The organism is Pseudomonas fitomaticsae (assembly GCF_021018765.1).
Lineage (GTDB): Bacteria > Pseudomonadota > Gammaproteobacteria > Pseudomonadales > Pseudomonadaceae > Aquipseudomonas > Aquipseudomonas fitomaticsae.
This window is the reverse complement of the sequence record NZ_CP075567.1, coordinates 3,877,159-3,899,180: the sequence shown is the minus strand read 5'-3', so window position 1 is coordinate 3,899,180 and position 22,022 is coordinate 3,877,159. Positions and strand designations below refer to the sequence as shown.

Annotated in this window: 27 protein-coding genes and 1 pseudogene; 14 read left to right on the top strand and 14 right to left on the bottom strand. The window is 59.5% G+C overall.

What is annotated here, in order from left to right:
- The first annotated feature begins 126 nt into the window (after window positions 1-126).
- Together KJY40_RS17395 and KJY40_RS17390 are read left to right on the top strand one after the other, a co-directional pair.
- The gene (locus KJY40_RS17395; protein WP_230731397.1) at window positions 127-1,530 is read left to right on the top strand and encodes an LLM class flavin-dependent oxidoreductase; all 1,404 of its coding nucleotides are present in this window, start codon (window positions 127-129) and stop codon (window positions 1,528-1,530) included.
- A gap of 59 nt (window positions 1,531-1,589) precedes the next feature.
- Entirely contained in the window at window positions 1,590-3,005 is a 1,416-nt protein-coding gene (locus KJY40_RS17390; protein WP_230731396.1) for an FAD/NAD(P)-binding protein, read from the top strand.
- A 64-nt stretch (window positions 3,006-3,069) separates the two neighbouring features.
- Here KJY40_RS17390 and KJY40_RS17385 read toward each other — a convergent pair whose 3' ends face one another.
- The 3 genes from KJY40_RS17385 to KJY40_RS17375 form a co-directional block, all read right to left on the bottom strand.
- A complete protein-coding gene (locus tag KJY40_RS17385) occupies window positions 3,070-3,321 on the bottom strand; it encodes a hypothetical protein (protein ID WP_230731395.1) in 252 nt (83 codons plus the stop codon).
- Between the two features lie 108 nt (window positions 3,322-3,429).
- Window positions 3,430-4,164 carry a substrate-binding periplasmic protein gene (locus tag KJY40_RS17380; RefSeq protein WP_179694590.1) on the bottom strand — a complete coding sequence of 245 codons (735 nt, stop codon included), beginning with the start codon at window positions 4,162-4,164 and terminating at the stop codon, window positions 3,430-3,432.
- 122 nt (window positions 4,165-4,286) lie between these two features.
- Window positions 4,287-5,222, bottom strand: a complete 936-nt coding sequence (locus KJY40_RS17375) for a polyprenyl synthetase family protein (RefSeq protein ID WP_230731393.1) — start codon at window positions 5,220-5,222, stop codon at window positions 4,287-4,289.
- Window positions 5,223-5,518: 296 nt separating this feature from the next.
- Between KJY40_RS17375 and idi the strand changes: the two genes are divergently transcribed.
- Window positions 5,519-7,102, top strand: a complete 1,584-nt coding sequence (idi, locus tag KJY40_RS17370; protein WP_230731391.1) for an isopentenyl-diphosphate Delta-isomerase — start codon at window positions 5,519-5,521, stop codon at window positions 7,100-7,102.
- On the opposite strand, the gene KJY40_RS17365 is transcribed toward idi, so the two are convergent.
- The 3 genes from KJY40_RS17365 to ppnN form a co-directional block, all read right to left on the bottom strand.
- The gene (locus KJY40_RS17365; RefSeq protein ID WP_230731390.1) at window positions 7,096-7,383 is read right to left on the bottom strand and encodes a hypothetical protein; all 288 of its coding nucleotides are present in this window, start codon (window positions 7,381-7,383) and stop codon (window positions 7,096-7,098) included. The genes idi and KJY40_RS17365 overlap by 7 nt on opposite strands.
- Before the next feature lie 151 nt (window positions 7,384-7,534).
- Window positions 7,535-8,272, bottom strand: a complete 738-nt coding sequence (locus KJY40_RS17360) for a response regulator (RefSeq protein WP_039766999.1) — start codon at window positions 8,270-8,272, stop codon at window positions 7,535-7,537.
- 157 nt (window positions 8,273-8,429) lie between these two features.
- Entirely contained in the window at window positions 8,430-9,803 is a 1,374-nt protein-coding gene (ppnN, locus tag KJY40_RS17355) for a nucleotide 5'-monophosphate nucleosidase PpnN (RefSeq protein WP_007950520.1), read from the bottom strand.
- Between the two features lie 210 nt (window positions 9,804-10,013).
- On the opposite strand from ppnN, the gene KJY40_RS17350 reads away from it, so the two are divergent.
- A complete protein-coding gene (locus KJY40_RS17350; RefSeq protein ID WP_230731387.1) occupies window positions 10,014-10,535 on the top strand; it encodes a DUF3087 domain-containing protein in 522 nt (173 codons plus the stop codon).
- On the opposite strand, the gene KJY40_RS17345 is transcribed toward KJY40_RS17350, so the two are convergent.
- On the bottom strand, window positions 10,532-10,918 hold the full coding sequence (locus KJY40_RS17345; protein ID WP_039766992.1) for a DUF2784 domain-containing protein: 387 nt from the start codon (window positions 10,916-10,918) through the stop codon (window positions 10,532-10,534). The two genes, KJY40_RS17350 and KJY40_RS17345, sit on opposite strands and share 4 nt — an antisense overlap.
- A gap of 155 nt (window positions 10,919-11,073) precedes the next feature.
- Between KJY40_RS17345 and KJY40_RS17340 the strand changes: the two genes are divergently transcribed.
- Genes KJY40_RS17340 through KJY40_RS17330 form a run of 3 tightly spaced genes read left to right on the top strand, consistent with a single transcriptional unit; the run spans window position 11,074 to window position 12,270 of the window.
- Complete coding sequence (locus KJY40_RS17340; RefSeq protein WP_045121617.1) at window positions 11,074-11,772, top strand: AzlC family ABC transporter permease; 699 nt, start codon at window positions 11,074-11,076, stop codon at window positions 11,770-11,772.
- Window positions 11,772-12,083, top strand: a complete 312-nt coding sequence (locus KJY40_RS17335) for an AzlD domain-containing protein (protein WP_166742327.1) — start codon at window positions 11,772-11,774, stop codon at window positions 12,081-12,083. The genes KJY40_RS17340 and KJY40_RS17335 overlap by 1 nt, the downstream gene beginning before the upstream one ends.
- Window positions 12,084-12,123: 40 nt before the next feature.
- Window positions 12,124-12,270: a hypothetical protein gene (locus KJY40_RS17330; RefSeq protein ID WP_007950514.1), complete on the top strand. Its 147-nt coding sequence runs from the start codon at window positions 12,124-12,126 to the stop codon at window positions 12,268-12,270.
- 46 nt (window positions 12,271-12,316) lie between these two features.
- On the opposite strand, the gene KJY40_RS17325 is transcribed toward KJY40_RS17330, so the two are convergent.
- From KJY40_RS17325 to KJY40_RS17310, 4 genes are all read right to left on the bottom strand, one after another.
- Complete coding sequence (locus KJY40_RS17325) at window positions 12,317-12,589, bottom strand: hypothetical protein (RefSeq protein WP_192561400.1); 273 nt, start codon at window positions 12,587-12,589, stop codon at window positions 12,317-12,319.
- A gap of 267 nt (window positions 12,590-12,856) precedes the next feature.
- Window positions 12,857-13,537: an SOS response-associated peptidase gene (locus KJY40_RS17320; protein WP_230731385.1), complete on the bottom strand. Its 681-nt coding sequence runs from the start codon at window positions 13,535-13,537 to the stop codon at window positions 12,857-12,859.
- A gap of 53 nt (window positions 13,538-13,590) precedes the next feature.
- Window positions 13,591-14,430, bottom strand: coding sequence for an ABC transporter permease (locus KJY40_RS17315; protein ID WP_230731384.1), 840 nt, complete (start codon window positions 14,428-14,430; stop codon window positions 13,591-13,593).
- A gap of 61 nt (window positions 14,431-14,491) precedes the next feature.
- The gene (locus KJY40_RS17310) at window positions 14,492-15,478 is read right to left on the bottom strand and encodes an aliphatic sulfonate ABC transporter substrate-binding protein (RefSeq protein ID WP_230731383.1); all 987 of its coding nucleotides are present in this window, start codon (window positions 15,476-15,478) and stop codon (window positions 14,492-14,494) included.
- Window positions 15,479-15,846: 368 nt separating this feature from the next.
- Between KJY40_RS17310 and KJY40_RS17305 the strand changes: the two are divergent.
- The 3 genes and pseudogenes from KJY40_RS17305 to KJY40_RS17295 all read left to right on the top strand — a co-directional run.
- Window positions 15,847-16,098: pseudogene (locus tag KJY40_RS17305) on the top strand (ABC transporter substrate-binding protein); the annotation flags it as partial.
- Between the two features lie 134 nt (window positions 16,099-16,232).
- Window positions 16,233-17,132 (top strand): polysaccharide deacetylase family protein, encoded by a 900-nt coding sequence (locus KJY40_RS17300; RefSeq protein ID WP_230731382.1) that lies wholly within the window; start codon window positions 16,233-16,235, stop codon window positions 17,130-17,132.
- Window positions 17,133-17,254: 122 nt separating this feature from the next.
- A complete protein-coding gene (locus tag KJY40_RS17295; RefSeq protein WP_230731381.1) occupies window positions 17,255-17,497 on the top strand; it encodes a DUF1652 domain-containing protein in 243 nt (80 codons plus the stop codon).
- 3 nt (window positions 17,498-17,500) lie between these two features.
- Here KJY40_RS17295 and KJY40_RS17290 read toward each other — a convergent pair whose 3' ends face one another.
- Complete coding sequence (locus tag KJY40_RS17290) at window positions 17,501-17,863, bottom strand: NUDIX hydrolase (protein WP_230731380.1); 363 nt, start codon at window positions 17,861-17,863, stop codon at window positions 17,501-17,503.
- 196 nt (window positions 17,864-18,059) lie between these two features.
- Here KJY40_RS17290 and KJY40_RS17285 point away from each other — a divergent pair, with 196 nt between their 5' ends.
- Window positions 18,060-18,248: a hypothetical protein gene (locus KJY40_RS17285; RefSeq protein WP_007950503.1), complete on the top strand. Its 189-nt coding sequence runs from the start codon at window positions 18,060-18,062 to the stop codon at window positions 18,246-18,248.
- A 59-nt stretch (window positions 18,249-18,307) separates the two neighbouring features.
- On the opposite strand, the gene KJY40_RS17280 is transcribed toward KJY40_RS17285, so the two are convergent.
- A complete protein-coding gene (locus KJY40_RS17280) occupies window positions 18,308-18,547 on the bottom strand; it encodes a hypothetical protein (protein ID WP_007950501.1) in 240 nt (79 codons plus the stop codon).
- Between the two features lie 176 nt (window positions 18,548-18,723).
- Here KJY40_RS17280 and KJY40_RS17275 point away from each other — a divergent pair, with 176 nt between their 5' ends.
- Window positions 18,724-19,059: a hypothetical protein gene (locus KJY40_RS17275; protein WP_230731379.1), complete on the top strand. Its 336-nt coding sequence runs from the start codon at window positions 18,724-18,726 to the stop codon at window positions 19,057-19,059.
- A 64-nt stretch (window positions 19,060-19,123) separates the two neighbouring features.
- On the opposite strand, the gene KJY40_RS17270 is transcribed toward KJY40_RS17275, so the two are convergent.
- Window positions 19,124-19,672, bottom strand: a complete 549-nt coding sequence (locus tag KJY40_RS17270; RefSeq protein WP_230731378.1) for an RrF2 family transcriptional regulator — start codon at window positions 19,670-19,672, stop codon at window positions 19,124-19,126.
- Window positions 19,673-20,009: 337 nt separating this feature from the next.
- Here KJY40_RS17270 and KJY40_RS17265 point away from each other — a divergent pair, with 337 nt between their 5' ends.
- Both KJY40_RS17265 and fae read left to right on the top strand, forming a co-directional pair.
- Entirely contained in the window at window positions 20,010-21,215 is a 1,206-nt protein-coding gene (locus tag KJY40_RS17265) for an NAD(P)/FAD-dependent oxidoreductase (RefSeq protein WP_230731377.1), read from the top strand.
- Between the two features lie 292 nt (window positions 21,216-21,507).
- Window positions 21,508-22,020, top strand: coding sequence for a formaldehyde-activating enzyme (gene fae, locus KJY40_RS17260; RefSeq protein WP_007950493.1), 513 nt, complete (start codon window positions 21,508-21,510; stop codon window positions 22,018-22,020).
- Window positions 22,021-22,022 lie beyond the last annotated feature (2 nt).

The window sequence follows — 22,022 nt, the reverse complement described above, 5'->3', positions numbered from 1 at the left end:
AAAATATATTCAGGCACGACTCCTGCTAAGGATTCTGGATCCTCATCCGGAAACCACGGAGTCGCCTCACATGATCGCTTCAAATCACACCCTCAAACGCCTCCCGAACATCGGGAGTGCCATCTGATGCCTCGCGAAATCCGTCTCAACGCCTTCGACATGAACTGCGTCGGCCATCAGTCGCCGGGCCTGTGGGCTCATCCTCGGGATCGCTCCTGGCAGTACAAGGATCTGGAGTACTGGACCGATCTGGCGAAAATCCTCGAGCGCGGCAAGTTCGACGGACTGTTCATCGCCGATGTGCTGGGCATCTACGACGTGTACAACGGCAATCGAGAAGCGGCCATTCGCCAGGCGGCGCAGGTGCCGGTCAACGATCCGTTGCAACTGATCCCGCCGATGGCGCTGGTCACCGAGCACCTGGGTTTCGGCCTGACCGCTTCGTTGTCTTTCGAGCATCCGTATCCATTCGCCCGACGCTTGTCGACCCTCGATCACCTGACCAAGGGCCGAGCCGGCTGGAACATCGTCACTTCGTATCTGGAGAGCGGTGCGAAGAACATCGGCCAGCAAGCCCAGACCGAACACGACGCGCGCTACGACTTCGCCGAGGAATACCTGGAGGTCTGCTACAAACTCTGGGAAGGCAGTTGGGAAGAGGGCGCGATCCTGCGGGATCGCGAGCGGCGGATTTTCAGTGACCCGAGCAAGATCCACGAGATCCGCCACCACGGGAAACACTTCCAGGTGCCGGGTATTCACCTCTGTGAGCCGTCGCCGCAGCGCACGCCAGTGCTTTATCAGGCGGGCGCGTCCAGCCGGGGCAAGCAGTTTGCTGCCGAGCATGCCGAGTGCGTTTTTGTCGCTGCCCCGTCGAAAGTGCTGCTGAAGAAAACCGTGGCCGACATCCGCCGCCGCGCCGCCGAAGCCGGGCGCGATCCGTCGAAGATCCTGATCTTCAACCTGCAAACCGTGATCCTTGGCGAGACCGACGCCAAGGCCAAAGCCAAGTTCGAAGAATACAAATCCTGGGTCAGCTACGAAGGCGCGATGGCGCTGATTTCCGGCTGGACCTGCATCGACTTCAGCCGCTTCAAACCGGACGAACCACTCAAGCACGTACACACCAATGCCATTCAATCGGCGGTCGAGGCTTTTTCCACGGCTGATCCGAACAAGGTCTGGACCCCCAACGAACTCGCCGACTGGGTCGGCATCGGCGGTTTCGGCCCGTTGTTCGTCGGCAGCCCGGAAACGGTGGCGGATCTGTTGCAGGATTGGGTCGACGAAACCGACGTCGACGGCTTCAACCTGGCCTACGCACTGACCCACGAAACCTTCATCGACGCCGTGGAGTTGCTGGTGCCGGAGTTGCAGAAGCGCGGTGTCTACAAGACCGAATACGGGCCGGGGACCTTGCGCGAGAAGCTGTTTGGCGAAGGACCGAGACTGCCGGAGACTCATCCGGGCAGCGGCTATCGAAACTTGGGCGAGCTGCATCGGCAGGAGAAAAAAGTCGCGTCCGTCTAGACGTCTTCGCGGCGTCTGAATGACACTGGCCCGAGCATATCCTCAGCTGCGAGAACGGTATGACTCAAACCGATACAACCGCCATCCGTCACGCCGACATCCTGATTGTCGGCGGCGGCCTCAGCGGCACGATGCTGGCGGTGCAATTGCTGCGTTTGCCGGGGCGCAGAAAGATTCTGGTGATCGAGCCCCGGGCCGAACTGGGCCGAGGCGAAGCGTACAGCGCGGTGGAGCTGGGCCACACGCTCAACGGCAACGCGGCGCGGATGAGCGTTGACCCGGACAATGCCGATGACCTGACCCAATGGCTGACCGATCACATTGCCGGTGGCGGCTGGCCGGAGTCCGATCAGCAACATGTGCCGGTCAGCGAGCTGTTTCCACCACGGGGGCTGTTTGGCGTGTACGTGCAACAGCGTCTGGCGGAGGCGCAGCAGGTGGGCGCGCAACACGGGTCGACGGTCGAGCATGTGCGCGCCGAAGTGATCGACGTTCAGGCTTCCAGCGATTCGGTGCTGCTCACTTTGAGTGACGGCCAGAAATTACAGGGCGTTTTTGCCGTGCTGGCGACCGGGATGTTCCCGGCTGCCCGCACCCCGCAAAAAGAATCCAGCGGTCTCAACGCTGCGGCGCTTGATCCGTGGGATGTCGCGGCAATGCGTCAACTCGATCCGCAGTCGACGGTGCTGATCATCGGTTCCGGCCTGACCATGGTCGATGCCGTAGTGTCGCTGGAGCAGGCCGGGCATCGTGGGCCGATCGAGGTGTTCTCCCGACACGGTCTGTTGCCCCACGTGCGTCGCCAGCCGCCCGCGTGGGTGGACTTCCTCGCCGAGGATCACAGCATTCGCACGCCGCGCCAGTTACTGCGCGAATTGCGCCGGCATTGCCGCGACGCCATCGCACAGGGCATCGACTGGCAGGCGCCGCTGGACACCGTGCGTGTGCACATCGGCCGGTTATGGAACCAAGCCAGCGATGTGCAGCGCCGGCAGTTCGTGCGGCATGTGCGGCCGTGGTGGGAAAGTCATCACCATCGTTCACCGCCGCTGAGTGCGGAGTTGGTCGAGCGTCTGCACCGGGCAGGGCGATTGCGCATTCATGCGGCGTCTTACAAGGGGCTTGAGCCGGCGTCGGGTGAGGGCGTGAATATCCGCATTCGCCCTCGCGGCGAGGCCGAAACCCGCGTGGTGCAGGGCGCGGCGTTGATCAATTCCAGCGGCATCGAATACGACTGGCGCCGGGTCGCGCGACCTTTGCCGCAGCAGCTGCTGGCGCGTGGCCTGGTTCGACCGGGGCCGCTGGCACTGGGGATCGCGGCAGAAGTGGACGGCGCGGTGCTGGATGAAGAGGGCCGGGTCTCGCCCCGCCTGTTCGCCATGGGCCCGCCGCTGCGTGGCATGTGGTGGGAGAGCACCGCCGTCACCGATGTGGCGTTGCAGGCCAAGGCATTGGCCGCGCGACTGGTGCGCTGACGCCCAAATGCAAGAAACCCCGCTTCGGCGGGGTTTCCTGTTTCTGGCAGCTCAAACCGATCACTCAGTAGCGCTGATATTTGGAACCGAATTCCGGGCGGTTTTCCGCGACGTACAGTTTGGTCTGTTCGGCGTTCTGTTGCAGTTTCAGGTTGCCCTTGTGTTCGGCATCGATGCTGACGGTGTCGACGTTCAGGGTACCGGACTGGCCGACGGTCGCCGCCGCGACAACTGGGGTGCTGGCGTGTGGGGCCGCGATGGCGGAGGTGGCGCCGATCAGGGAAACGATGAAGCCGAGTGCGATGATGTCTTTCATGATGTTGCTCCAGAGAGTGGGGAGAAGATGGAGCCCACTCTAGTGCTGGAGGGCTTTGATGTGAAAACACCCTTGCGCATAGTCGTTATCGAAGGCGTTGATGCCTGATCAGCGCGGCAGGGTATTGCTCAGCCAGCGCTGGCGCAGCTGCTCCAGACGGCCGTCGGCCCGCAGTGTATCCAGCGCCTGCTGCCAGCGTGCGACCTGTTTCGGATCGGTCTGCGGCGAAAAGGCAATGTAGGTGTTCTGTTTCATCAACGGGATCTGGTACTGCAAGCGTCCCGGCTCCATGCCTTGTTCGCGGGCGAGGGCGGCTTTGGACCAGGTATCGGAGACCACGAAATCGGTACGCCCCAGGCTGAACAGTCGCATCATCTGTTCCGGGGTTTCCACGCCGTAGAGGTTGTTCAGGTCTTGCCCTTGCAGGTAGCTGTAGACCAGCCATTTGCGCGGCACGGTGATCCGGCCCAGATGATCGGCTTCACGCAGGCTGTGCACGGGAGGCTGGAGATTGTCGCGGGCGTACAGCGCGGTTTCGACTTCGATCAGCGGCCCGACCCATTGATAGCGATCGTCGCGTTCGTCGGTACGCAGTACGGTGAATACGCCGGTGTCGGGCGTGTCGCTGGCCATGCGCAGGGCGCGCAGCAGCGGGACTTGTTGCAGATGGATGCGGTCGCCGGTCTGGGTCGCCAGGGCCTGCACCACGTCCACACCGAATCCTGCGAGCTGATTGCCTTGCATGAAATGCAGGGGCGGGTGGTTGTCGGTGAGCAGTTGCAGGTCCGCCGCGGTGGCCGTCAGGGCCAGCATGGACAGCAGACAGGCGGCAAATCGTTTCATGGATCGTCCCTGAACAAATCAATCGCGCAGCTTAGTACGCGCCATGACGGCTGTCGTGGGGAAACAGCGGGGCTTTTGTGTCAGAGAACAGGGCGGTTCGGTAGTAAAAAATGGCCCTCAAGCTAGCTGAGCAGTGACTGATAGTAGTTATCCTGTGGTTGTTGCTGAAAATGCACGTTCCGCAGAAATGTGTGCAGCGGACCGAAATTTCGCTCCCGAGCGTGGCGCCGGGCTTCTTCAAAATGAAGCTCGATGGTATTGAAACTGTCTTCCATGATGTTCAACGCTTGGATGAAAACACCGGCATTACCCCATTCGAAAATGATTCGACGCTTCTGGAAGTCCGTTCTTTTGCTTTTGATCAATGGGCTGTTGGCCAGGATCATGAGAAACGTTTTCGGGCCTCCTTCCAGATCAGGTGCAAAGCCTTTTTTCTTGAAGTGGGGGATGTGATTTATATCGCAGTAATCATTGATGTAGCGGTAATAGACGGCAAGTTCCAGCATCAAGTCCTGCAATGCCGAATAAACTGCTACCGGCATCGGATTGAGGCTTTGGCATGAGTCCAGGATGAACATGAAAAAGCATCCGGTATTGGCTTGTGCAATAAAACGATATTGATCCAGCGTCGGCAGGCTGTTGCCTGCACTCAACTGCGTGTCGAGGTGCTGACCAATGTGAAGTGCTTCGAGGCTTTTCAGGGCTGCGTCAATAAGATTTGCCTCACCAAAAGCGTTCAACTTTTGCAGGCCTTCTATGTAGCCGTACATACCGGATGTCAATGCGCTGGCGATACCGAATTTCACCCAGACGGACGGGGCACCGCGACGTGTAGCGTCCTCATCAATGATGTCATCGTGTACCAGCGACGCCGTGTTGAAGAGCTCGACAATCTGGCAAAGCGTTTGCGTATGCATCGGCGACAATTGGTAAATGTCCGCAATCGCCAGCGTCAGTGCTGTCCTGACTTTCATGCCGGCGTGCTGTTCCTGATAACGAAAGGCCGAAGCCCAAATTTCTCTGGCTTGCGCGTAGGTTGAGTCAGTTGATTGCAACATACAAAGGCGTCCTGCAGTAGTTGCCAACAACTTTGTTCTGGCAATGATGGTTTGTTTGGTGCTGACGGTTTTTAACTTGGCGTATTCATTGTGTTGTTGCATGCTCAAATAAAAATTGATTGGTAATTGACTGTAGAATTTTCAGTGATATCGCGAAGTTTTCGTAGCGAAAGGCCAAAGTGATTTGTCATTTGCTTCAATCTGTCTATTTTTTCGAATACAGATTTAATCCGATAGGCAAAAAGTGAAGGCCGGTCTGACGTATCGTCCAGTCTTGAAGGATAACGGTGACGAGAATGGAAGAGTTGGTTCTTGTAGATGAATACGATCGGGCGACCGGAACCGCCGAAAAAATGCAAGTTCACCGCGACGGACTTTTGCATCGCGCCTTCTCCATCTTCATTTTCGATTTGAAAGGGCGACTGCTCCTGCAAAAACGGGCGCTGGGCAAATATCACTCCCAAGGCTTATGGACCAATACGTGTTGTGGCCATCCTCGACCAGGCGAACCGACCCTTGCCGCAGCCAGACGACGATTGCTCGAAGAGATGGGGATTGATTGCCCCGTGCTGATGGAGGTCGAGGCCTTCGTTTACCGGACACAGGTTTCCAATGGTTTGATAGAGAACGAATACGACCACATTTATGTCGGGCTCAGTCGAGTCGATCCCAAGGTGAATCCCGATGAGGCGATGGATTGGAGATGGTCAAGTCTGCATGCAGTTTTTGGCGAAATCAGGCGCGATGCAGCAGGGTTCACCGTCTGGTTGCAGTTAATTCTCAGGCAGCACGACATCTCGACTTTGCGCGGGTGGTACAAGCAGCTTCGCGAGCGCGACGCGTTGATCAAACAGAATCGAAAAGACTTCGCTCTTCCACCTCGGCTGCAACGGCTTTCATTTGCGCTCAGCCCTCATGCGCAGGCAGCGGAACGGCATACTCGCCAATGGCTGATTCGTCTTGGGCTGGAGGATGGGCCGCATGCGAGGCATCAACTCGATATATACCAGCCAGGGCTGTATGCCGGGTATATGTGGCCTGATGCTGACTGTGAGGACCTTCCGTTGCTTGCTCAACTTACCGGGTGGTTCAGTTGTCAGGATGATCTGGCCGATGAGGATTTGAGCCAGGCACCTGAGTTACTGGAGCAGGCCATCCGTGACGTGCATGAAATGGCAAGCAGTAATGGAACGACGTGTTGCATCGGTCTGGCGGGTGGTCTGGCGGATATCATTCAACAGGCCGGTGCGCAGATGCCGCCACAATGGCGACAACGAACGCTAGAGCAATATGAAAGCTATCTCTATCCCTGTTTGCGCGCTGCGATGCATCGCCTTGAAGGTTCGCAGCCGGCCGAGCAGGATTTTGAAAGTGTCTGGCGCAATGCAGGCGGGTTTCAGGTGTGTGTGGAATTCAATTACTTCGCCGACCGTGTGCATCTGCCATCCCGCATTTACTACAGCGATATATGGCAGGAACTACGCAGGGTGAGCTTGAACCTGCTGAAGGCCGTCAATGACTTGTTGTCTTTCTCCATCATGGAGAATCCTATGGAGGACGTGTACAACCTGCTGACTCACCTCATTCATCATCGACAATGTTCCCCGCGTGAAGCGGCCGGCGAGGTTCGCCATCGTATCGATGCCTGGGCGGGAGAGTTTCTCAAGCTGCAACGTCGCTTGCCGCGCGAGCTGGATCGACTTGAGTGCGACGATGTTTTACGCGAACAGGTCTTGCGCAGTGCCCGGACGCTCAAGGTGCAATGGCATGGCAATATTGCGTGGCATCTCGCTGTGCCCCGTTATCGGGAAGTCGTGATCGCTGCGGGGGCAGAGCGCCCCCGGCAGGAATCGACAACGGCGGGTACAAACGATCAATAGCGCTGGTATTTGGAACCGAACTCGGGACGATTCTCGGCGACCAGCACGCTGCGGGCCGAACGTTCGCGCAGTTCCTGCAAGCGGTCGGCACCGCCTTCGGCCACGCGTTCACGCAGTTCCTGCAAACGATCCGCGCCACCTTCGGCAACACGATCTTTCTGCAGGTTTTCCGAGCCGTATTCGGCGACCAGCGGCTGGGAGCTGGCGGATGCCAGGTCGGCCATGGCCAGGCCGCCGAGCAGGTTGATGGCGAGTACCAGGGATTTCGAGGACTTGAACATGGTGCTTCTCCTTGCGTTTGAGATGAGTGAACCAGTGCTTTCTGGTGGGTTCATTCAAACGCGAGGGTGTATCGCTGATATGTGGTGTTGCGGCCCAAAAACACGGGTTATGTATCTGCGTGGCGCATTTATACAGAGCGATACAAATCCGTCAGGATTCGGCGAGCATCTCCACGGCGAAGGAGAACACATAACCCTCGTTGCGCACAGTCTTGATGTAGGTCGGTTCGCGGGAGTCATCCAGCAGACGCTGGCGCAGGCGGCTGACCAGCAAATCGATGGAGCGGTCGAACAGGTCGGCGTCGCGACCCTGGGTCAAATTCAGCAACTGGTCGCGGCTGAGGACCCGTTGCGGATGATCGAGAAACACCCGGAGCAGGCGATATTCGGCGCCGCTGAGGGCGACCATGGTGTCGTCTTCATCGAGCAGGTGGCGTGCGGTGGTGTCCAGGCGCCAGCGGCCGAACGCGAGCAGACGCCCGGTTTCGGTGATCAGCAGATTGGGCGGCAGCATTCGCGTACGGCGCAGCACGGCGTTGATCCGCGCCAGCAGTTCGCGGGCGGCGAAGGGTTTGGTCAGGTAATCGTCGGCGCCCATTTCCAGGCCGAGGATGCGGTCGGTCTGGTCGTCGCGGGCGGTGAGCATCAGGATCGGGATCGCCTTGTGCTTGCCGGCGCGCAACTCGCGGCACAGCACCAGCCCGTCATCGCCGGGGAGCATGATGTCGAGCACGATCAGGTCGACCGTGTTGGCTTCCAGAAAACTGCGCATCTGCCGGCCGTCAGCGACCACGGTGCTGCGCAGGCCGTTCTTGGTCAGGTAATTGCCGACCAGCTCGCGGATCTCGCGGTCATCGTCGACGATCAGGATGTGGTTGATGTGATCCATGGTTCACACTCTTTTTGTGGGAGCGGGCTTGCTCGCGAAAGCGGTCCGTCAGTCAACAATGATGCTGAATTTGAGGGCCCCTTCGCGGGCAAGCCCGCTCCCACAGTGTTATGGGGTGGCCTGAAGAATGGGTCTTCAGGGTTAAGCATTGGCGGTGTCAGGACACCACGCGATAGCACGGCACATAAGCCGCGCCGCCCGGCAGTTTCATCCGGTGCTGGGCGACGAAGGCTTTGAGCAGCAGATCGAGCGGTTGCATGATCGCGGCGTCGCCACGGATCTGGTACGGCCCGTGCTCCTCGATCAGGCGGATGCCCTTGTCCTTGACGTTGCCGGCCACGATCCCGGAGAACGCGCGGCGCAGGTTGGCCGCCAGTTCATGGGGCGGCTGGTCGCGATGCAGCTTGAGGTTGGCCATGTTTTCGTGGGTCGGGTCGAACGGGCGCTGGAAGCCTTCGTCGATCTTCAGCAGCCAGTTGAAGTGGAACGCGTCGGCGCGTTCGCGGCGGAACTGCTTCACCGCCTTGAGGCCCGCAGTCATCTGCCGCGCCACTTCGGCCGGGTCGTCGATGATGATTTCGTAGTGCTTTTTCGCCGCTTCGCCGAGTGTGGCGGTAACGAAGGCGTCCAGTTGTTCCAGATACGGCGCGGCGTGTTTCGGCCCGGTCAGGATCACCGGGAACGGCAGGCCTGCGTTGTCCGGGTGCATCAGGATGCCCAGCAGGTACAGGAACTCTTCGGCAGTGCCGGCGCCGCCCGGGAAGATGATGATGCCGTGGCCAACGCGGACGAAGGCTTCCAGACGTTTTTCGATGTCCGGCAGGATTACCAGCTCATTGACGATCGGGTTCGGCGCTTCGGCAGCGATGATGCCCGGCTCGGTCAGCCCCAGATAACGGCCGCCATGAATGCGCTGCTTGGCGTGGGCGATGGTCGCGCCTTTCATCGGGCCTTTCATCACGCCGGGGCCGCAGCCGGTGCAGATGTCGAGGCTGCGCAGGCCCAGTTCGTGGCCGACTTTCTTGGTGTATTTGTATTCTTCGGTGTTGATCGAGTGGCCGCCCCAGCACACGACGATTTTCGGTTCGACGCCCGGACGCAGGGTGCGCGCGTTGCGCAGCAGGTGGAAGACGTAGTCGCTGATGCCCTGGGAGGTGCTGAGGTCGATGCTCAACGCATCAAGTTCGTTTTCGGTGTAGACGATGTCGCGCAGGGCGCTGAACAGCATTTCCCGGGTGCTGGCGATCATTTCGCCGTCGACGAAGGCGTCGGCCGGGGCGTTCAGCAGTTCCAGGCGCACGCCGCGATCCTGCTGGTGGATGCGGATTTCGAAGTCCTTGTAGGCTTCAAGGATGGTTTTTGCGTTGTCGACGTGGGCGCCAGTATTGAGGATTGCCAGGGCGCACTGGCGAAAGAGGGTGTAGGTGCTGCCGGTTCCGGCCTGGCTCAGTTGCTGAACTTCACGTTGGGAAAGGGTTTCGAGGCTGCCTTTTGGGCTGACCGAGGCATTGATTACGTGTCGTTGGGTCATGCAGTGATCCTTAAAACGATGTCATTGCCGGCATGGCCAATGGCATCCGAATAGTGTGTATCCATGAATGAAGATGGCACGATCTGCGTGGTATCGCCATGTCCCCGTTGGACGTTGAAAAGATGAAAAGGCGCTCCAGCATAGCTAAATCCGCCTCAGAGGCGATAATGCGCAGCCTCTTTTTAACTCAAGCCATGGAAGCCTGTCGCGATGTTCGAGATTCAACCGATCGATGCCATCACTTATCGCCAGCAGACCCGGCGCAGCACGCTGATCATCGCGGTGCTGTTTCTGGTGCTGGCGATGGCGTTTTCGACGACGGCGGTGGCGCTGTTTGGCGAGCCGGGCGGGGATAACCTGCGGTTCAATGTCGGCGGGGTGTTCGGTGCATTTCTGCTGACGGCGGCGTTGCTGCGCGGGCGTTTCTGGAATCAGACCTGGATGGCCCCGGCGGTGTACGGCTGGCGGCTCAAGCGCAGCCTGATGAGCGTCACCAACGTGATGCATCAGGTGACGGCGGCAGTGGAGAAGGGTGATCCGGTGGCGATGAAGGTGCTGCGTTTCTATCACCTGGGGCTGACGCAGATGCATGAACTGGACGGTAACTCCAGCGATCACGCGCAATTGCACAGGGAAGTCGAAGCGCACAAGACTCGGATGGAAGCGCTCGGTCTGAACACCGATCAGACGCGCCTCGATCCGGCCTGGCTGGAAACCTTGAAAGCGGGTTAAAACGGAATGCGCGCGGCGCGTCTGAGTTTCCAGCGGCGAATCAGGCGCCCGTAGACCAGCAGGTTGACCACCAGCACCACGCTGCCCAGCACCAGCTGAATCTGCGGGGTCAGTCCGGCCGGATAGATGATCGGCCAGACGTAATGTTCGATGAAGCCACCCGCATATTCGGTCTGCCCGGCAGCGTGACGCATCAGGTTTTCCCAATAGGTCAGCGGGCAGGTCAGGTGCAACACCTCGACCGCCACGCCCCAGGCCGCCGCCGGCAGATGAAGCCACATCAACCGCGGCCACTTGAGCACCAGCAGCCCGCCGAACAGCACGAACAGAATGAACAGCAAATGAAACAGCACCAGCCCGTCGGCGGCTATCCGATACAGCATGTCGTCTCCCTGACGCGTGTGTGAATGCTTGCCATGTTACGCCGGTAAACGACTGACGGAAGGAAGGATTTGCGCCAACTGCGCAAGATTGTTCAAGCCATGAAAGGGCGTTTGCTGGCAGAGTCCGGGGTCTTGTCTCACGGTTGAAGAGTGTTATGTCTGACTCATTAATGCCGCGCAGTGCCTTTCTTCGCGGAGCCGCGGCGATCATGCCGTTATCCCTGGCGACCGCCCCGTGGGGGCTGCTGGCCGGCTCCATGGCGATCGAAGCCAACCTCACGCCGCTGCAGGGGCAGGGCCTGTCGAGCATCGTGTTCGCCGGTGCTGCGCAATTGGTGGCGATCGGCATGCTCAAGGGTGGCGCGGGGATTTTCTCGATTCTGCTGACCACGCTGTTGCTGACCTCGCAGCATCTGCTTTATGGAATGAGCATGCGCCACGTGATTTCGCCGTTGCCGGGGCGCTGGCGCATTGGCCTGGGCTTTTTGCTCACTGATGAACTGTTCGCCCTGACCAGTCAGCACGACCGCCAGCAGTTCAACCGCTGGTACGCGTTGGGCGTCGGCCTGACGTTCTACATCGCCTGGAACCTCTTCACCCTGGCCGGCATCGTGCTCGGCAGCAGCATTCCGGGGCTTGAACACCTGGGGCTGGACTTCTCGATTGCCGCGACCTTCATCGCCCTGATCACGCCGGTGGTGCGCAATGTGCCGACGGTGGTCTGCGTGGCGGTGTCGCTGTTTTGCTCGGTGTTGTTCAGCTACTGGCAATGGGGTTCGGCGCTGGTGCTGTCGGGCCTGGCCGGCATGACCGCCGGGTTTATCTGCAACAAGCTGTATCGGGAGCGCACATGATGGTCTGGGCAGTGATTATCGGCATGGGGATTCTGGTGTTCCTCAACCGTTACGTGTTTCTCGAACCGCGTTTGCCGGTGCGTCTGAGCAGCAACGCGCGGCAGTTTCTCGGTTTTGCCGTGCCGGGCATGTTGACCGCGATTTGCGGGCCGATTGTATTCATGCCGGACAAACAACTGAATCTGCAGTGGGATAACCCTTATCTGCTGAGTTCACTAGTGGCAATCGGCCTGGTGATCTACACACGTAATACGTTGCTTAGCATGCTATTGAGCATGGCGTTCTTCTTTCTATTGCGCTGGTGGCTTTAAGTTCTACGCTTAATGGATGAATTCCATTAGCGAGGTGAACATGGCAACCGAGCAGAAACGTCCCGAAGAAGATGACGAACCGAGTGAAGAAGAGATCGAACGGGAGAAACACAAGGAGCAGACCTGGAAGCATGACGACAGCCGCGAGTTGTCCGACCGTGATCAGGAACGCCCGTTGAAACCCTGAACGCCACAACGAAAAAGCCCCGCGATTGCGGGGCTTTTTCGTTTCATCAAAGATCGTCCAACTGAGTGAAATCGGGGTGGGAGGCCCGATAACCCAAGGTCTTGTCGATCCAGGCATTCAGCTCGTTGACCATCACCGGCGGGTGGCAGGGATAGCTTTCGAGGGTGGCGCGCAGGATGCGGTCGATATCGGGTACGTCACGCAGGTTTCGAGTCTTTATGTAGTGGCCGATAAAACAGTCGAGTTGAAAGCGTTCTGTCGTGGACAGATGAATACACTCCAGGCCGGTGACCTGTTTGATTGCAAAATCGTCGCGCAACTTAGTTCTCTGCAAGGCTTGTTAGTTTGTGGGGTATTCCTGGTTTTGCTGACTCTTTGGTCAGCTGGTATGCCAATAGGAAATGCGGCGCGCATGCTATCCGTAGTGTTTCTAAAAGTATGTATGACGATTGAAATGTCAGACAGGCGGTTAGTTCACTCAAACGACTGTTTCAGCTTCCTGTTTCGCGAATGAAACACCGCGTGTAACACGCAGGATTCAATTCGTGGATTCCTGTTCTTGATAACGCACCGCACCTGCATTTATTTACGTCACCGCTTCAATCAATTCCGCGCCCTGATTGCGGGAGTTGCCCACCGCTTTGCCGACTTTGTGCCATTGGAACGCTTCGCTGGGTTCGGCTTCGAACAGCAACATCTGCTCGGCGCGCTCCGTGGGCGTGGCGGGATCGAGCCATTCGTCCACCCGGTCAGCGCGCAGCACGATCGGGCGCCGGTCATGCACATCGAGCAAGCCACCTTCGCTGTTGGCGGTGATGATGACGAAGCCGTCGTCTTCACGTGGAGGTTCGCCGGGCGTCGGAAACTGGCCGATGGCGGCGCAGAAAACCGGTTGATGATCGGCCCGATGAATCAGCCACGGTTGTCGGCTTTTGTCGGGTGTATCGACCCACTCGAACCAGTTGTCGACCGGCACGATCAGCCGATGGCGCCAGATCGCTCGAAAGAACGGCCCGTGGGCGACTTTTTCCACCCGGGCGTTGATCGGCGCGGCGCGATCCCTGGCCCAGTGCGGGCGCCAGCCCCAGCGCAGATTGTCGGCGTATAGCCTCTGTTGGTGCTGATGAAGGATCGCCAGTGACGTCGTGGGCGCGGCGTTGTAATGCGCCAGCGGTGCGTCGCCGACGTGATTGATCAGCGCATCGGGAATGCTCAGCACCGCGACGAAATCGTGGATGCCCCGGTATTGCGACAGTCTTCCGCACATCGGCCGGTCCTCCGGCGAACAGCTGCCTGAAGGTTTGAGCTTAGTTGCACGGTTCAATCCTTGCTGCCCTGGCCGGTGAACGCGTCGCGCCAGACCAGCCAACGGCGTTCCAGCACCGCAAGCAAACCGTCGCTGAGTTTGCCCAGCAGCGCCAGGACGATGATCGCGGCCAACACGATGTCCGGCCGCGAAGTTTCACGTCCGTCACTGAGCAGGTAGCCCAGCCCTTTGGTCGCGGCGATCAGTTCGGCCGCCACCAGAAACATCCACGACAGGCTCATGCCGCTGCGCAATCCGGTGAACAGGCCGGGCAGGGCGGCGGGCAGCAGAATCCGTCGCACCAGTTGCAGCGGACTGAAACCATAGATGTGCCCGACTTCCACCAGTTTGCGGTCGATGTTGCGGATCGCCGCGACCACGTTGACGTACACCGGGAAGAACGCGCCGATGGCGATCAGGACGATTTTCGAGGTCTCGTCGATCCCCAGCCACAACAGCAACAGTGGCACCCAGGCCAGGCTGGGAATCGAACGTAGCGCGGCGAACGTCGGTTCCAGATAAGCCTCGGCTTCGCGGCTCAGGCCGACCCATGCGGCAAACACCAGCGCCAGACTCGCGCCGATGGCAAACCCCAGCAGTACGCGAATCAGACTGGCGCCGATGTGTTTCCACAAGGCGCCTTCGGCCAGATCGGTGAGGCTCAGCGCGATCTCGCTCGGCGCGGGCATCTGGTAGGACGGCAGCCAGCCGATGCGTACGATGAATTCCAGGGCGATCACGATCAGCAGCGGCAGGGCCAGGCCTTTAAGGCGCCGACGCCAGAGCGGATTCAGCAGCGGAAGTTTTCGGCGTGGTGCCGGCACGGCGAGGCGGGCGGGCAAGTCGTTACTCATGGACGGTTCTCCGCTCACGACAAATCTGCGACGGGCGCGGACTTGTTGTGAGCCTGATCGGTTACTGGGCGGCGGCGACTTGCTGGAAACCGGTATCGATCAGTTGATCGATGACCTGATCGACATTCACCCCACGGCGCACCAGTTCTTCGGAGACCAGAATCGGCGCGGCGGCTTTTGAGGCCAGCACGTCCCTGGCGGTCAGTTGCGGGCTGCTCAGGTCGGTGCGCGACAGTTGCAGCTTGGCCACGTCCAGCGGCAGGCCGGATTCGCTGGCGAGCAACCTGGTCAATTCTTCGGGGTTCTTCACCGACCACTCGCGGGCCTGCTCATAGGCCTTGATCACGGTGTCGATGGTTTGCGGGTGCTGCTTGGCGTATTGCTCGGTAACGCTGACCACGCCGTAGCTGTTGAAGTCGCGATTGCGGTACAGCAGGCGCGAACCGGCCTGCACCTGACTGGCAGCCATGTGTGGATCGAGACCGGCCCAGGCGTCGACATCGCCTTTCTCCAGGGCGGTGCGGCCGTCCGGGTGTTGCAGGTGCACCAGTTCCACATCGTCCTTTTTCAGCCCGGCCTGTTGTAGGGTGCGCAAGGTGAACAGGTACGGATCGGTGCCCTTGGTGGCGGCGATTTTCTTGCCCTTGAGGTCGGCGACGGACTGGATCGGCGAGTCCTTGCGCACCACCAGCGCGGTCCACTCGGCGCGGCTGTAGACGTAGACCGATTTGATCGGGCTGCCGTTGGCGCGGCTGAGCACGGCAGCGAGGCTGGCCGACGAGGCGAAATCCACGCCGCCGCTGTTGAGGTATTCCAGCGAGCGGTTGCTGCCCTGGCTCAGCACCCAGCTGACTTTGCTCTGGGGCAGGGCTTTTTCCAGGTAGCCCAAATGTTTGAGCGCCAGGCTGACCGGCGAATAATAGGCGTAATCCAGGTGCACTTCGGCCGGCGGCGCTTCGGCAGCGTGGGCGAGCGGTTGCAGGCTCAGGGCTACTGCGCAGGCCGCGAGCAGCGCTTTGACGCGGGAGAACGGTAAGAGGGATTTCATGGGCACGCTCCGGCAAGGCGACAGGTTCTTATTTCCAAAAAGATATTTTTATCGAATGCTTCCTGCATGAATGGAATATTGCAGGCTCTGTGCCATGTGCGCCTTGTCCCGTATTTACGGGGTTTAACCACGGTTTTGCAGGTTTGAAGTGTTGCAGGGAAAACACTGTGCCGAGCCACTGTTGCTCGGCCAACAGTGCGGCGGGAAGGTGCTGAGGTTATGCGCTAATCGAATTTCAAATCTGATTTGTAAGAGCGCTATGGTCTATAAAAATCCCTCTGCAGGACTCGCCATGAATCTCTCACGTTTCCTACGCGCCGCGTTGACCAGCGCACTGTTTGCAACGCCATTGACTTACGCCGCCGACCCAGGCCCGGGCCTGGGTCGACAGCCACACCGACGAATACGCCGACTTGTGGACGAAGAAAGCCAACCTCGATCAGCAGGTTTCGCGGCACTGGTTGCGCCAGGCGCACATGACCGTCGGCCCGGTGGATCAACAGGCCGCCGCCGATCTGCAAAGCACCGCCGACTTCCTGTTCAAGGTCAAGGCGCTGCCGGCTCCGCTGGCCACGGTGGGGATCATCGACAGCTCGTTTCAACAGGCGCTGGCACGCTGAGCGAGCGCCGGAACCAAACCCTGTGTATCTTTATCCAACCTCGGCCCATCTCATTGGGTCGCAGGGAGGCAGCAGCGGCGAAGGAGTTTTGCCAATCGACAACATGACCGAAACGGTCGGGCTCAAGGCAAAACATGACACAGTGGTTCAAGCTTTTCTGCGCGATGGCGGTGGCCGTCGGGTTGGCCGGGTGCATCGCCGCTCCCATCGAAATGACTGCGCAGACCGAGGCCCGGCTCAAGGTTCAGGCGCCTGTGCGTTTCCTGTTGACCTTCGATGACGGGCCCAGCGCGTCCAGTTTTTTCAATCCCACCGACACTGTGCTCGACAGCCTCAAGGACAACCCCCTGCAACCGGGGATCAAAGCGGTGTTTTTCGTCCAGACCGGCGCGCCGCGAGCGGGCAACAGCGAAATCGGTCGGCGAGTCATGCATCGCGAGCATAACGAAGGACACATTCTGGGCTTTCACACCGCCACCCATTGGCACACCAATCATCGATTGCTCGACCCGGATGAGCTCGAAACCTCGCTGACCAACGGTTCAGCGGACATCGCGGCGATCACCGGCGCGCCACCGACGTTATTGCGCCCGCCGTTCTGGAACTACGACAAACGCACCTTCGCCGCCTATCAGCAGCACCATATGCAGGTATTGCTGACCGACCTGAGTGCCAACGACGGCAAGATCTGGGGTTTCAACGCCAGCCCCCGGCGGCGGGCGAACATGCTGCGTCAGCTCTCGGAAGTACGGGAACAGATTGCCCTCGGCGAATTGCCAACAGTGGATGGGGTGATTCCGGTGGTGGTGACCTTCCATGACCTCAATCGCTATACCGCTCGACACACCCGTGAGTACTTGCAGATTCTGCTCGATAGCGCCGCCGCCACCGGCGTGCGACTGGCGGACAAACCGTTCTATGACGATCGCGCGGCACTGGAAAAAGCCGCGCTGGCGCGCACGGTGGGCGAGTCGTCAAAACCGGTGAACCTGCCGGGAATATGGAACTGGATCTGGGACCATGACGCCCATTGAGAGCGGCGACTTGAAGATGTGAAGCGGTTGGCACATTTTGCGGGTGTCGGTGAGAGCAAGGCGACAAAAGCTCATCTATGCTGATCGGGTCGCCCGAGCCAACGCCTGTGAGGCGTGCCCCCATGATTGCCATTGCCGACATTTGCCGCATCGTCGAATCCGGCTTTTCGCCGTTGTATTGCGATTGCACTGAAACGGCGCAGGGACTCTTGCAGATCAAGGTTTACGAACCCGACAGCGGGCGTGTCGACCTGTTGCTCAACGGGGTTTCCCCGGAGCACCTGGTCACCATTCGTGACATCTCCAATTTCATCGGTGAATTGCGTACTGAGATGAGCGCCGGACGCCGGGCGTTCGCCGGCTGAGGGTCAAAGGCGTCGCTGAAAGGCGCGGACGATGCTCAACGTGGCGTCACTGACGTACAGATTCTGCACCGCATCAAGCGGGTGCCAGAGACAGTCGACGATTTCATTCAGCGGCCGAACCTGATCGATGTTCAGCACCGACGCCTCGTAGACGTGGTGGCGGGTGCTGCCGATCTGCAATTCCATCAGATAAAGCATGTCATCGCTGTCCAGTCCGGTCTCTTCTTTGAGTTCTCGGGCGGCGGCCTCTGCGCGGGTTTCTCCCGGCTCGACAGTGCCCCCCGGAAGATTCCAGCGGCACCTGGGTTTGCGCACCAGGAGAATGTGTCGATCCTGCTCGCAGATGACGGTTGCTCGTACTTTCATGTGTTACCCGATTGCCGCTTGTCATAAAACTGTCATGAAGTAGCAATATTTGGGCCGCTGCCGGTTTAGAGCTTCTGAGTGCCTGACAGGGACAAAAGTGCCGGAGACTTGACGCGGCACGGTGCGACGTCCGGTCGGCACGGCAGTGCGTTGCGGGTGTAAGGTGGAAAAGTTCGTCAGCAGACAGGAGGTGCCTATGAGCATGGCGATGCTGAACAAAATGCACATGAATGGCTACGACGTACTCAGCGTGAACAACGGCCCGTGGCGGGTCTGCACGCAGGGTGACCGGCTCGCTTCGTTTGCCAGTCGCGAGGAAGCGCTGGCGTACGCTGCCGCTCTGCCGGGGTACAAAAGCCGCGCACGCGGTCGCAAGGCAGACTGAAGGTCTGTGAAGAAAAAGCCCCGGTTGTCCGGGGCTTTTTGCTGTGGGCAGGGTGAGGTTCAGTGGACTTTGGTTCGGCTGATGGCGCGGGCTTTCACTTCCCGGGCATACAGTTGCAGGCGCTCTTCATCGCTTTGCAGCACCTCGCAGGATCGAAGCACCGCCTGGGCGTCCGCTTCGTTGCCAGACTGGCGCAGTTGCTCGGCGATGCGCTTGAGGTCCACCGCCGACCATCTCAGGTCCGATGCCACGCTTTGCAGGTCGCGCTGAAGTTCGTGTTCGTATTCATTGAGCCGCATGATCACCTCCGGAACATTCTCGGTAAAACAGAGTAGCCGCATTTTTCCGGTGTGGGGCAAGGTCTTCTGTCGATGAGCTGAATGGCCCGGTTTTCGGGGAGTACAGGCAGAGCGCTACGATGGATGTCCGAACAGTTACAGGGTACATTCGCGTTTTTTCAGATGAAGGAATCACTATGCGGATGTTGATCGGGGGGATGCTGTTGGCGGCATTGGCCGGTTGTTCGTTGCCTGCGTCACTGGTGCCGGGCGAGCCGAATGTCAGCAAGATCAGCGGCAAGACTCCCAAGGACTACGCCGCATGTGTACTGCCACTGTGGCAGCAGGACGTTGCCAAGACGTCCCAGACGTCCATTTCTAATGGCTACCGGATCACCGCGCCGAGCATCGTCACCGCCGACGAGATTCTCGATGTGGTCAAGTACAAGGACGGCAGCCGCGTTTCCCTGTATCAGGGGCCGCCGTGGGCGAAGTCAGGGTCGTTGCGCAAAGCGGTGCGCGACTGCCTGTGAGGTCGAAATGAAAAAAGCAGAAACCGGTGATCGGTTTCTGCTTTTTTTTGCCTGCTGATCGGGCTCAGTCCGAGATGTCGGTGAGCGGGATGCTGGCACCGCCGGTCTTCTTTTCCCGGCGATCCTGTATCCAGTCTTCTACCTGGCTGTTGAATCCCGCCGGTGCCTTGCGTCCGACCTTTCTGGCGATGTCGAGGATGGTCTGCTGGGCGAGGGCTTCTTCCATGCGCTTTTGCGCGGTCATCATCGCGGCGTGAATCGAGCAGGTGCCTTCCAGCGCCCAGTCCGGCGGTGAGCCGTCAAACAGCGCGCAACGCCCGCGGATTTCCCGGCATTCGAAAATGTTCTTGCGACCATCAATGGCGTTGACGATATCGAGCAAGGTGATTTCGTCCGCCGGTCGCGCCAGAGTGAAGCCGCCGCGCACGCCGCCGGTGGATTCCACCAGTTTGCCTTTGGCCAGTTTGGTGAAGATCTTCGCCAGGTAGTCCAGCGGTACCCCTTGCAGCTCCGCCAGATCGCGCACGCTGGCTTCACGACTGTCACCGCCGCTGCCCACCAGAAAGGCCAGGCAGTGAATGCCGTACTCGACCCCCGCACTGTAAAGCGACATAACTATCTCCGACTGTATTTGTCGCCGATGTTATCAGGGTTGTTCGTGGCAAACAAATCGAGAACGCTTGGGTTGTTTGGCCACGGATGCTCCTGTTTTCTTGGTTTGCAGCTAAATCAACGAGTTGTGCAGCGCTTCGGTGATCGGTTTGAGCAATCGAAGTTTTCGATGCTAATCATCACAAAATCTGACTTGTCGGATTTAAAGGCGACCAATACAGTCGCCGTTATCCGATGAGCAGCCTTCCGCGTTCTTGAAAAATACAGACGTGTCCGCTCCCGATGATGTGAATCCTTCAACCTCATTCAGTGACTTGGCTTCGTGCCTGGAGAGAACAATGAAACAGCACATTCTGGTAATCGGCGCAGGTTTCGGTGGCATGTGGACGGCGTTGAGTGCCACGCGTCTGGTCGACATTCACAATCGGGACAACATCGACGTGACCGTACTGGCGCCGCAGGCCGAGCTGCGCGTTCGCCCACGTTTCTACGAGCCGAATGCCCACACGCTGGCGGCGCCGCTGGGCGATCTGTTCGACGCGGTCGGCGTCAACTTCATCAAAGGCGCGGCGAACACCATCGACGTACAGGCGAAAACCGTGGGCTACACCGACGCAGCCGGTGCGCAGCAGGTGTTCAACTACGACAAACTGGTGCTGGCCTCCGGCAGCGGACTGGCCCTGCCGGACACCCCGGGCGTGGCGCAATACGCGTTTGACGTCGACCAGATCGAAGCCGCGATTCGTCTGGAAAACCACCTGGAATCGCTGATCGGTCAGCCTGAAAGCCAGGCGCGCAACACCGTGGTCGTCGCCGGCGGAGGCTTCACCGGCATCGAAACCGCCACTGAAATGCCGGCGCGTCTGCGGGCTGTGCTGGGCGCTGATGCCAATGTTCAAGTGATCATCGTTGACCGTGCGCAGAAAGTCGGCGCCTCCATGGGCGAAGCGATCAGCGTGTCGATTGCCGAAGCGAGCGCAGAACTGGGCGTTGAATGGCGACTGGGTGTGTCGGTGCTGTCGGTCGATGAAAATGGCGTGACCCTGTCGGACGGCCAGCGCATCGAGGCAAAAACCGTGGTCTGGACCACCGGTGTACGCGCCAGCTCCCTGACCGAGCAGATTCCTGCCGAGCGTGATCGTCAGGGCCGTCTGCACGTTGATGCCAACCTGAAAGTCATCGGCCAGGACGACATCTTCGCCACCGGCGACGTGGCATACGCGGCCACAGACGATATCGGCAACTTCGCCCTGATGACCTGCCAGCACGCGATTTCCCTCGGTCGTCACGCCGGCAACAACGTTGCGGCGCAGATTCTGGGTGTCGACCCGACGCCCTACAGCCAGCCGAAATACGTGACCTGCCTCGATCTCGGCGCCTGGGGCGCGGTGTACACCGAGGGTTGGGATCGTCAGGTGAAACTGGTCAAGGAGGAGGGCAAGTCGCTCAAGACCCAGATCAACACCCAGTGGATCTACCCGCCGGCCGCTGACCGTGCCATCGCGCTGGCGGCTGCGGATCCGATGATCCCTGTCGTCGCGTAATCAGCACAGTCCGAAAAAATCCCGTGCCCGAGCGGGATTTTTTTTGCCACCACAAAAGGCTATGACTAAACTTCATGGCCCCATGATTTTTAATGGTTACGGCCGGCCTGATCCCCGGTGTTAAAAAATCGCAAACACAGCTCATCAATAACAACCAGAGAGCGTTTGCAGCCATGTCCCGATTCTCCCTTCGCGTCTCCCCACGTCCGTTATTGATCCCGTTGGCCATTTGGCCCGCGTGAGCTGTCGATCACCCCAAAAAATCCCTCTGCATCGCAAAGAGTAATGACTGATGAAAGAACTCGACCTGTACATCGGTGAAGGTTTCGAAGGCCCGGGCGTGAATGCCGCGCACATCAATATCCTGATCGGCCCGCGCAACGGTCCGGCGGGGCAGGCGTTTGCCAACAGTCTGGCGTCGCCGAGCCAGGGCCATTGCCCGTTCATGGTGATCGCCCAGCCGAACATTCCGGTCAAGCCGATGACCCTGTACGTCAACAAGGCTGCCATCAGCAGCGACCTGCACGGCAACGCAACCTGGGGCGCTTCCCAGGCCGGTATCGCCAAGGCTGTGCTCGAAGCGCTGCTCGACGGCACGCTGCCGCCGGAAGCCGAAGACGAGTGGGCCATCGTCACCGCCAACTGGGTCAACCCGGCCTGCGATGACCTCGATGCGGTCTATCTGAACAACTACAACGCCTGCCGCACCGCGATCCGCGCCGCCCTGACCGGCAAGCCGGAAACCGCGCAGCTCAAGGATGTGGTCAACCACATCAGCAACCCTTTCTACACGCCAAAAGCCTGAGG